The 11,068-nt window shown below is 39.8% G+C and carries 9 protein-coding genes and 1 other RNA gene; all 10 read left to right on the forward strand.

Annotated elements, in window-relative coordinates; translation table 11 throughout:
• Positions 1 to 154 precede the first annotated feature (154 nt).
• The 10 genes from rpoE to recR all read left to right on the forward strand — a co-directional run bounded on the left by rpoE (position 155) and on the right by recR (position 10,626).
• Positions 155 to 697, forward strand: coding sequence for a DNA-directed RNA polymerase subunit delta (rpoE, locus tag PaeCFBP13512_RS21305; protein WP_069328586.1), 543 nt, complete (start codon positions 155 to 157; stop codon positions 695 to 697).
• A 275-nt stretch (positions 698 to 972) separates the two neighbouring features.
• On the forward strand, positions 973 to 2,574 hold the full coding sequence (locus tag PaeCFBP13512_RS21310) for a CTP synthase (protein WP_069328587.1): 1,602 nt from the start codon (positions 973 to 975) through the stop codon (positions 2,572 to 2,574).
• 363 nt (positions 2,575 to 2,937) lie between these two features.
• On the forward strand, positions 2,938 to 3,324 hold the full coding sequence (locus PaeCFBP13512_RS21315; protein WP_069328588.1) for a response regulator: 387 nt from the start codon (positions 2,938 to 2,940) through the stop codon (positions 3,322 to 3,324).
• Between the two features lie 153 nt (positions 3,325 to 3,477).
• Entirely contained in the window at positions 3,478 to 4,332 is an 855-nt protein-coding gene (fba, locus tag PaeCFBP13512_RS21320) for a class II fructose-1,6-bisphosphate aldolase (protein WP_069328589.1), read from the forward strand.
• Positions 4,333 to 4,476: 144 nt separating this feature from the next.
• The gene (locus tag PaeCFBP13512_RS21325; RefSeq protein WP_069328590.1) at positions 4,477 to 5,736 is read left to right on the forward strand and encodes a UDP-N-acetylglucosamine 1-carboxyvinyltransferase; all 1,260 of its coding nucleotides are present in this window, start codon (positions 4,477 to 4,479) and stop codon (positions 5,734 to 5,736) included.
• 238 nt (positions 5,737 to 5,974) lie between these two features.
• The gene (gene rho, locus PaeCFBP13512_RS21330; protein WP_069328591.1) at positions 5,975 to 7,333 is read left to right on the forward strand and encodes a transcription termination factor Rho; all 1,359 of its coding nucleotides are present in this window, start codon (positions 5,975 to 5,977) and stop codon (positions 7,331 to 7,333) included.
• 127 nt (positions 7,334 to 7,460) lie between these two features.
• Positions 7,461 to 7,727: signal recognition particle sRNA large type (gene ffs / locus PaeCFBP13512_RS21335), an RNA gene on the forward strand.
• Positions 7,728 to 7,870: 143 nt separating this feature from the next.
• Positions 7,871 to 9,622, forward strand: a complete 1,752-nt coding sequence (dnaX, locus tag PaeCFBP13512_RS21340; RefSeq protein WP_137225829.1) for a DNA polymerase III subunit gamma/tau — start codon at positions 7,871 to 7,873, stop codon at positions 9,620 to 9,622.
• Positions 9,623 to 9,666: 44 nt separating this feature from the next.
• Positions 9,667 to 9,978 (forward strand): YbaB/EbfC family nucleoid-associated protein, encoded by a 312-nt coding sequence (locus PaeCFBP13512_RS21345; protein WP_069328593.1) that lies wholly within the window; start codon positions 9,667 to 9,669, stop codon positions 9,976 to 9,978.
• Between the two features lie 51 nt (positions 9,979 to 10,029).
• Positions 10,030 to 10,626 carry a recombination mediator RecR gene (recR, locus tag PaeCFBP13512_RS21350; protein WP_069328594.1) on the forward strand — a complete coding sequence of 199 codons (597 nt, stop codon included), beginning with the start codon at positions 10,030 to 10,032 and terminating at the stop codon, positions 10,624 to 10,626.
• The last annotated feature ends 442 nt before the right edge of the window (positions 10,627 to 11,068 follow it).

Raw genomic sequence — 11,068 nt, forward strand, 5'->3', positions numbered from 1 at the left:
TTATATCTCAAAACATGCAAATCATCCGATTTTTTGTAAAAAACTTGATTTTTGCTGATAAATAGGTTTTACTTAACTCAGCATTTTGCATTTTTTGTGCGAAAAAACGTGAATGATAAAGCGTGAAAATGGATCCGAGAGGAAGTGTCCGTAAGTGAGTACACCGCAAGAATTAAAAATCGATCCGGAAAAGGTACACGAAATTCCGATGGTAGATTTGGCTGTTGCTATTTTGAAAAAAATCAATACGCCTCTATACTACCGTGACCTTATGAAGGAAGTTGCAGAACTACGTGGCTTTACTAAAGCACAAACTGATGAATATATCGCTCAACTATATACTGAAATTAATGTAGATGGTCGTTTTGCCTGTGTAGGTACAAACCTATGGGGTCTTAAACGTTGGTATCCGCTTGAGCGTGCAGAAGATCCAATCGCTAATGCGAAGCGTCCTCGTATTATCAACGATGAAGAAGACGATGATATCGAAGACGAAGAATTCAATAACGAAGATGTTGTTGATGCAGATGAGCCGGAAGATGAGAACTACGATGCAGTAGATGAAGATTCCGATGATATCTTTGTTGACGGTGAAGATGATGATGAAGATAAAGCTGATCTTGTTATCGACGACGAAGATGATGACGACGATGAAGACGAAGATGAAGAATATGTAGAAGAAGATAAGAAAGATTAATCTTCTATCAATAAGGATCAAAGTCTGCCTGTTTTAGGCAGGCTTTTTTTCTTGAGGATATGTCTTGACACGGTATTAAGATACAGAGTAAACTATTGCTTGGGCTTATCATTTAAACCTATAACTAAACGTATACGCATTTTCTCAAATGCTGTAATAAATAAAAGTGCCCCGTAGCTACGGGTGTCACTTTTTTTGTTTTTTATAAGGAAAAGGGGCTGTGTAACCCCCCATATATCGCCGGAATTTCTGGAAAATAATTAGGAGGTCATACAGTGGCAAAGTATATTTTTGTAACAGGCGGAGTCGTATCATCACTCGGCAAAGGTATCACAGCGGCATCACTTGGTAGGTTGTTAAAGAACAGAGGTTTGAAAGTAACGATTCAGAAGTTTGACCCGTATATCAATATCGATCCAGGTACAATGAGTCCTTACCAGCATGGTGAAGTATTCGTAACTGATGATGGTGCAGAGACAGATCTAGATCTAGGACATTACGAGCGTTTTATTGATATTAACTTGTCCAAAAACAGTAACGTAACAACAGGTAAAGTATATTCCTCCGTAATTAGCAAAGAACGTCGTGGCGAATATTTGGGTGGAACAGTACAGGTGATTCCACACATTACAAATGAAATCAAAGAGCGTGTATTCCGTGCAGGTCGTGAATCAGGTTCTGATATCGTAATTACCGAAATCGGGGGTACAGTAGGTGATATTGAAAGCCTTCCGTTCCTTGAAGCAATTCGTCAGATCAAAAGCGATGTAGGTCGCGACAATGTGATGTATATCCATGTAACTTTGATTCCTTATATCAAAGCAGCAGGTGAAGTGAAAACAAAGCCAACACAACATAGTGTTAAAGAATTACGTAGTATCGGTATCCAACCGAATGTGATTGTATGCCGTACAGAGTATGAATTGTCTGAAGATATGAAAGCTAAAATTGCATTGTTCTGTGATATTGATGCTAATGCTGTAGTTGAATGTCGTGATGCTTCTTCTCTTTATGAAGTGCCACTAAATCTACGTGATGAAGGTCTAGATGAGATCGTAGTAAATCATCTCAAACTAGATACACCTCAACCAGATATGACGGAATGGCAGAGCCTATTAGATCGTATCAAAAACTTGGAAAAAACAGTCGAGATTGCGATTGTTGGTAAGTATGTAGCCTTACATGATGCTTACTTGAGTGTGGTTGAATCATTGTCTCATGCAGGATATCATGCGAATGCAGATGTCAAATTGCGTTGGGTCAATGCAGAAGAAATTACAGACGAGAACGTACATGAATTGCTTGGCGGTGTGGGTGGTATCCTCGTTCCAGGTGGTTTCGGCGATCGTGGTATTGAAGGCAAAATCAGTGCAATTCGCTATTCCCGTGAACGCAGTATTCCTTACTTCGGTATTTGTTTAGGTATGCAAGTATCTGTTATCGAATATGCACGTGCTTTTGCAGGATTAGAAGGAGCAAATAGTTCTGAAATTAATCCAGCTACACCTTATCCGGTAATTGACTTGTTACCAGAACAAAAAGATATCGAAGATTTAGGAGGTACAATGCGTCTTGGATTGTATCCTTGTAAATTACAACCAGGTTCACTGGCTATGGAATGTTACGGTGAAGAGTTAGTATATGAGCGTCACCGTCACCGGTATGAATTCAACAACCAATACCGTGAGCAAATCGAGAATATGGGTATGAAGATCTCGGGTACTTCACCAGATGGTCGATTGGTAGAAATCGTCGAAGTTCCAGAACACCCTTGGTTCTTAGCAGTACAATTCCATCCAGAATTTACTTCTCGTCCGAACCGTCCACAACCGTTATTCCGTGAATTTGTCAAAGCATCACTTGCACATCAAGGCTAATCAATAGATGATGATAAGGCGACTTCTTTCTTCCATTCGTGAAGAAAGAAGTCGCCTTTTTATGTATACATACACGTATTTATCCTAACTAGCTTCTCAATAAGATCAATTAACTATATAATTAACCTAATAAAATAGTTATTACAATTAGTGACTAATATTAGAAAGTAAACCTAATTTTTGTCGAAACAAATTTGGGAACAAGCAGGAAATGTACGATAAAAAGCGAATTTATATACTATGTTATCCGACGTCAATTTTGATATCTGTAAACTAATCGTTTGAATTGTACGTTCCTCCTCATTCTAATCAAGAAAAAATCACAGCATACTATTCTAGCAACGATGAAGGGAAGGATGACCCGTGGAACAGAAGAAAATCCTTATTGTCGATGATCAAAACGGAATTCGAATTTTACTTATGGAACTTTTCGGTAATGAAGGTTACCAAATGTATCAGGCAGCAAATGGTAAAGCGGCGCTTGAAGTGGTAGAGCAAGATACACCTGACCTTGTTCTTCTGGATATGAAAATTCCAGGTATGGATGGATTAGAAATTTTAAAACATATCAAATCAACGCATCCGCAAATTAAAGTGATTATGATGACAGCTTATGGAGAATTAGATATTATCAAACAAGCTAAGGATTTAGGCGCTATCAGTCATTTCACCAAACCTTTTGATATTGATGAAATGAGAAATGTAGTGGATCAAAACCTGCGGGGTAATCAAGTCGATCAGCAAAAATAGAATCCTATCCTACAAAGATAGGTTTTTTGCTATGCAAAGACGCATAGTTCTTTTTAAATTGCTTGTTTAGTATTTGAAGTGGGTTGTGTTATAATAAGCAACGTATGCGAGTATCGGCTTACAAATACCATCATTCTCAAGGAGGATATCATTATGCCATTAGTATCTATGACAGACATGTTAAACAAAGCACTTGAAGGAAAATATGCAGTGGGTCAATACAACATCAATAACCTGGAGTGGACTCAAGCGATTCTGGGAGCAGCGGAAGAAGAAAAATCACCAGTAATCCTTGGTGTATCTGAAGGTGCTGCACGTCATATGGGCGGATTCACTACTGTTGTTAAAATGGTAGAAGGATTGATTCATGACTTGAAAGTTACAGTTCCAGTTGCTATTCACTTGGATCATGGTTCTAGCTTTGACAAATGTAAAGAAGCAATCGATGCTGGATTTACATCTGTAATGATCGATGGATCTCACCATTCAATCGACGAAAATATCGAAATGACTAAAAAAGTAGTTGAATATGCACACGCTAAAGGCGTTTCTGTTGAAGCTGAAGTTGGTACTGTAGGCGGACAAGAAGATGACGTTATCGGTGGTATCATGTATGCTGATCTTAACGAATGTGTACGTATCGTTAAAGAAACAGGTATCGATACATTAGCTCCAGCATTGGGTTCTGTACACGGTCCTTACCACGGCGAGCCTAACTTAGGCTTCAAAGAAATGGAAGCAGTTCGTGACGCAGTTCAAATTCCATTGGTATTGCACGGTGGTACTGGTATTCCTACAAACGATATCAACAAAGCAATCTCTTTGGGAACATCCAAAATCAACGTAAATACAGAGAACCAAATCGTATTTGCAAAAGCAGTTCGCGAAGTACTTGCTGCTAAACCAGATGCTTACGATCCTCGTACATTTATTGTTCCAGGTCGCGATGCTATCAAACAAACAGTTATCGGTAAAATCCGTGAGTTTGGCACAAGCAACAAAGCATAAGAATATTGTTTTTGTATAAGACATTTTAAATAATAGATTGTGGGAAGAACACCGCCTAGTCGGTGTCTTTCCATTTTCATTACCAAAATTCAACATCACGTATCGTTTACCGGATGCAAAACACGTAGGGGGACATTAAGCTTTATGGAAAAATTAATGATTAGTGGCGGACGCCCGTTGCAGGGAACTGTAACGATCAGCGGTGCAAAAAATAGTGCCATTGCGCTTATTCCTGCGGCATTGCTTGCGGAATCGGAAGTCGTGTTGGATAACTTGCCGCTATTAAGCGATGTAGCCGTTTATGCAGAAATTTTAGAAAATCTTGGAGCAAGTGTAAGCTGGCATGAAAGTGAAAACCAGATGCGTATTAATCCAAGTGATGTCAGATCTATTCCTATGCCGAATGGACCTGTCAAAAAGTTAAGAGCTTCGTATTACATGATGGGTGCACTACTTGGACGTTTTGGAGAAGCAACGATCGGTTTGCCAGGAGGATGTAATTTTGAGCCTCGTCCTATCGATCAACATATCAAAGGTTTTGAAGCTTTAGGAGCGACAGTAACGAATGAGCATGGTTCTATTCATTTATATGCTAAAGAATTACGTGGAGCTAAGATTTATTTGGACGTTGCAAGTGTAGGAGCAACGATTAATATCATGCTTGCGGCTGCAAGAGCCAAAGGGCACACTATTATTGAAAACGCGGCGAAAGAGCCTGAGATTATAGATGTAGCAACATTGTTGAACGCGATGGGAGCCATTATTAAAGGTGCAGGCACAGAGACTATTCGTATCGAAGGTGTCACTGAAATGCACGGCTGTAGACATTCAATTATTCCTGACCGTATTCAAGCAGGAACATATATGGTGGCAGCAGCAGCCACTCGCGGAGACGTTTTGATTGATAATGTTATTCCTAAGCACTTGGAAGCTATTACAGCCAAGTTATTAGAGATGGGTGTTCAGGTTGAAGAGTTAGACGAAGGTATTCGTGTAATGGGTAGACCGACGTACAACCATGTTGATGTAAAAGCATTAACGTATCCAGGATTTGCGACAGATTTACAGTCACCAATGACAAGTCTGCTTACGCAAGCTCAAGGGGTTAGTGTGCTTAGTGATTTTGTATACAGTAGTCGATTTAAGCATGTTCCAGAATTAGCACGAATGGGCGCTAAGATCAAAGTAGAAGGTCGTTCTGCGATTATCGAAGGTTCTCCACTGAATGCAGCCAAAGTCAAAGCGACGGATTTGCGTGCAGGTGCTGCTCTTGTGATTGCGGGTTTAACGGTTCCTGAAGGAATTACAGAAGTGTCAGGTGTTGAATTTATCGATCGTGGTTATGATCATTTGGTAGAGAATTTACGCAACTTAGGCGCAGATGTTTGGAGAGAAATCGTATAAATAGGTCAGACCATCGTTTTTGAAGTCATCCCTCTGTTGGGGAGGAGAACTCTTTTGTATTTTCCAATAAAATACATACCTCTTGAATATCTCCTCCCAAAATGGGTAATGCTATCCTATGAACGCATTTGAAATAATACACTCCTTTTACATGTAGTTTCTCCATTTTCCTATCTTTATATTAGTAGGCTTATATTTGTCTCAACAATCTTGATAAAATTGAATAGGTGGTTATTTTATGGATTTACAAATTTCCGATTTGGAAGAAATGAAGCTGACTGATCTGTATAAGCTAGCTAAACAGTATCAGATTCCTTATTATGGACAGCTCAAGAAAAAAGAGTTAATTTTTGCAATCTTGCGTGCACAAGCTGAAAAAAGTGGTTTGATGTTTATGCAAGGTGTGCTTGAAATTTTACCTGAAGGTTATGGTTTCTTACGTCCGATTAATTATCTTCCAAGTCATGAAGATATCTATATTTCAGCATCACAGATTCGTAAGTTTGATCTTCGTACCGGTGATCTGGTCTCTGGTAAATGTAGAGCACCTAAAGAAAATGAACGTTACTTTGGATTACTTCAAGTGAATGCAGTCAATGGAACAAGCCCTGAACAAGCCGCAGAGCGTCTTCATTTCCCAGCATTAACTCCTCTTTATCCACAGGACAAATTAGTCTTAGAAACCGCTCAGAATAAACTATCAACTCGTATTATGGATGTTCTTGCACCTGTTGGACTTGGACAACGTGGTCTAATTGTTGCACCTCCCAAAGCAGGTAAAACTTTGCTTCTTAAAGAGATTGCGAACAGCATCTCCACTAACAATCCTGAGATTGATTTGTTTGTATTGCTAATTGATGAGCGCCCGGAAGAAGTAACAGATATGCAGCGTTCCGTTAAAGGTGAAGTTGTGGCTTCTACATTTGATGAATTGCCAGAAAACCATATCAAAGTTGCTGAATTGGTACTTGAACGTGCACTTCGTCTGGTAGAACATAAAAAAGACGTGGTTATTTTGTTAGATAGTATTACTCGTCTGGCACGCGCGTATAACTTGGTGATTCCGCCATCTGGACGTACACTAAGCGGTGGTATTGATCCAGCAGCATTCCATCGTCCTAAACGTTTCTTTGGAGCAGCACGTAATGTAGAAGAAGGCGGTAGCCTAACGATTCTAGCGACAGCATTGATCGATACAGGTTCACGTATGGATGATATCATTTACGAAGAGTTCAAAGGTACAGGAAATATGGAGCTTCATTTGGATCGCAAATTGGCAGAACGTCGTATTTTCCCAGCGATCGATATTCGTCGTTCCGGTACACGACGCGAAGAAGATTTACTTGGCAAAGAAGAACTAGATACAATCTGGCATATTCGTAAAAACATGAACGAAACGCCAGACTTTGTAGATGGATTCCTCAAAAAAATGCGTAACACAGAGACGAACAAAGAGTTCTTAGCTTCGTTTGATACCTCTGAAGAAACCAATACGAAAAGCAAAAGCAGTAGCGCGAAAAAGCCTACCAATAGCAGTGCTTCAAGTAGTCCGGGAAGACGACCAACACGATCTGCAACTCCAGCTTCGACAAAGTGACATAAGATTGAAATCTAGTGGCGTTTAGGATTCGAAGCGCCACTTTATGTGATAAAAATGAACTTTTTTAAAACAAAATATCTTGTCCATTGCATTAGAAGCTTCTCTCGGTTATAATAATTTAATGCCGTGCTAGATGGGGAGGTAGCGGTGCCCTGTAACTCGCAATCCGCTGTAGCGAGGTTGAATTCCTGTTTTAGGTTTTGTCGATGTGAGGCTGGTATCTGAATACGGTGTTGACGGCTGGGTCCTTCGCAAAGGACTGCTGTGAATCTGGTCAGGTTCGGAAGAAAGCAGCCATAAGCAGTTTTGTTCTTGTGCCGAAGGAGTGCCTATCCTGAGTCGTGGTTCAGAAAAACCGCTTGGATCGCAATAATCGATAACAGGTGCACGGTATATAATAATGTATTCAATAACACCTTTTGTCTCAGGACATCAGGTGTTTTTTGTTTGTAAAATAGAGCTTCGGATGTTTTGCTTAGGTCTAATCTATAGTATAATTAAATGAAGTATTCAAAGAAGAAAGAGGGTAAGCAAGTGGAGCATATCGCACTTTATCGTGCTTGGCGACCGCAGTCGTTTAAGGACATGGTTGGACAGCAGCATATCATTCAGACGCTGCAAAATGCCATTCGGGAAGAGCGTATTTCACATGCCTATCTGTTTAGTGGTCCAAGAGGAACAGGTAAAACGTCTGCTGCCAAAATTTTTGCAAAAGCGATTAACTGTGAACATGGGCCGGCTATAGAGCCGTGTAACGAATGTGAAACTTGCAAAAGGATCACATCAGGCAATATTATGGATGTGCTTGAGATCGATGCTGCATCCAACCGTGGTGTAGAAGAAATTCGTGATCTACGGGAAAAAGTCAAATACGCGCCTACTGAAGTACGACGCAAAGTATATATTATTGATGAAGTCCATATGTTAACAACAGAAGCATTTAATGCGTTGCTTAAGACGCTGGAAGAACCACCAGCTCATGTTGTTTTTATTCTAGCTACAACAGAACCTCATCGATTACCAGCTACGATTATATCACGCTGTCAGCGTTTTGATTTTCGCCGTGTATCTTTAGTAGAGCAGACAGATCGGCTTGCATTGATCGCCGGAGAAGAACAGATTGAAGCCGATCGTGATGCGTTAGAATACATTGCTCGTTTATCAGATGGTGGGATGCGTGATGCAGTTAGTATTCTGGATCAAGTATCAGCTTTTACAGATGGCAAAGTAACCTATACTCAAGTATTGCAGATGACCGGTGGTATCGCTTCTGAACAGTTTGCGGAACTAGCCTCTGCATTGTTACATGGAGATATTGGCAAAGTACTACAGATGGTAGAGTCATTTATGCAAGAAGGTAAAAGCGCAGAGAAATGTATGGAGAATCTACTCTATTATTTCCGTGATGTATTGATGATTAAGATGATCCCACAAGCAGGAGATTTAACAGAGCGAATGCTCGATCCCGAGATTTTTCGAGAAACAGCAGCTGCATTTACAAAAGAACAATTGTTTGCCATGATTGATACGTTGAATCATTATCAGACTGAGATGAAGTATGCTGCTCAGCCTCAAATGTTGTTTGAGGTCGCTCTATTGAAATTAGGCAGTATACCGAATACAGGATCACATGGAGATCATGCGGCAGAAGTGACTACATCTTCAAGCAGTCATGGGCCAACAGATGCTTCAGAGATTCGACAACTCAAACAGCAATTAGCTCAATTAGAACAAAAGCTAGATAAAGCGTTAAAATCAGGAATAGCAGCAAGTGGCGAAGCAGGCGACCGTAATCAGACAGGAAGCTCTGGAAGACGTCCCCCAACAGCAAGAGTATCTTCAGCAGCCAAAATTCCTTCTCAGATTCAGAGCTATGTGAGCAACCGCAATCATAGCGATTTTACAAAAGTATCAGGATCATGGGGCAAAATCCTACAACGGGTTAAAGAAGAGAAGGTGACTATTCACGCATGGTTTGTGAACTGTGAGCCTGTTTCGATTCATGAAGATGCTGTTTTGGTTGCTTTCAAACATGATATGCACCGGGAAACGATTGAAAAATCTGTGAATAAGCAGATTGTAGAGTCTGTATTAGAAGAAGTTCTAGGCGGTTCTCATCGTTTGGTTACCATGATGCAAAAAGATTGGTTAGAAGCAATAGAAGGAGCTCATGAAGATCCGGTTGAAGCATTAGAGCTAGAGCACGAAGGCGAAAATGCGGGTGAACCATTAGTAGACGAAGCTATTCAATTATTTGGAGAAAGCTTAGTCGTTGTTAAAGAATAGCTACTAAATTTAAGATTTATACTTTAATTGAGGAGATGATAAGAATGGGTAACATGAACCAAATGATGAAGCAAGTTAAAAAAATGCAGGAACAAATGTTGAAAGCACAGGAAGAACTAGGAACAAAAACATTAGAAGGTAGTTCTGGTGGTGGCGTAGTCACTGTACAAGTGAATGGACACAAAAAAGTAACAGCGATCACAATCAAACCAGAAGCAGTAGATCCAGACGATGTAGAAATGTTACAAGATCTAGTAATCGCTGCGGTCAACGATGCGATGGGTAAAGCAGAAGAACTAGCTAATAAAGATATGGGTAAATTTACAGGCGGTATGAATATTCCAGGCCTGTTCTAAAATAATGAATAGTCATGCATAAAGGGACTGTTCTCAAAGGAGATCGCTGTATTGTATTATCCCGAACCGATTGCCAAACTGATAGAAGCCTTTACACACTTGCCGGGAGTCGGACCTAAGACAGCAGGGCGACTTGCTTTTCATGTGCTCCGTATGAAGGAAGACGACGTGATCGATTTTGCTAAGGCTCTGGTTAATGTAAAGCGTAATCTCCACTACTGTTCTGTGTGTGGGAATATTACAGACACAGATCCATGTCAGATTTGTCAGGATAAGACCAGAGATGCGTCTGTCATTTGTGTTATTCAGGAAGCCAAAGATCTAGTAGCTATGGAACGTACTCGAGAATTTGACGGGTACTATCATGTGTTACATGGAGCGATTTCTCCGATAGAAGGTATTGGACCTGATGATATCAAATTAAAAGAGTTATTGAATCGTCTTAGTGATGAGCGAGTACAAGAACTGATTCTGGCAACAAACCCTAATATTGAAGGTGAAGCGACCGCTATGTACATTTCTAGACTGGTCAAACCTTTCAATATAAAAGTAACAAGAATTGCTCATGGATTACCTGTAGGTGGAGATCTAGAATATGCGGATGAAGTTACATTATCCAAAGCATTAGAAGGACGCCGAGAATTATAATTAGGTAAAGTGTATATATCCCGAATCATAGTAATAACTCAAAAAGGCACAAAGCCCGCTATCAAAGGCTTTCGTGCCTTTTTATTTATAAAACCAAAGCAAGTTAGTCACCATTTAATTCTTATTTAAGATTAATTGTAAAAACAGTTTAAATAAACAGTTGACGTTTATTAAATATTCGTGCTATATTAATCAACGGTCATTTTATTTCTGACTTCAACACGTAACAAACATTTTTGATCCTCATATAAAGCTTCATCTTATGTAGCTGAAAAAAAGATTGAAAAAAAGTGTTGACGAAATGAAATGAGCATGATATATTATAAGAGTTGCTGATGCGATAATGCGTCGGTGCACAAAAGCAAAATAACGAAATGTTTGATCTTTGAAAACTGAACAACGAGTGAGTAATGAAGGTCTTAGCCGACCTTTACAAATAGAG

It is taken from the genome of Paenibacillus sp. CFBP13512 (genome assembly GCF_005233705.1).
Taxonomy (GTDB): Bacteria; Bacillota; Bacilli; order Paenibacillales; family Paenibacillaceae; genus Saccharibacillus; species Saccharibacillus nuruki.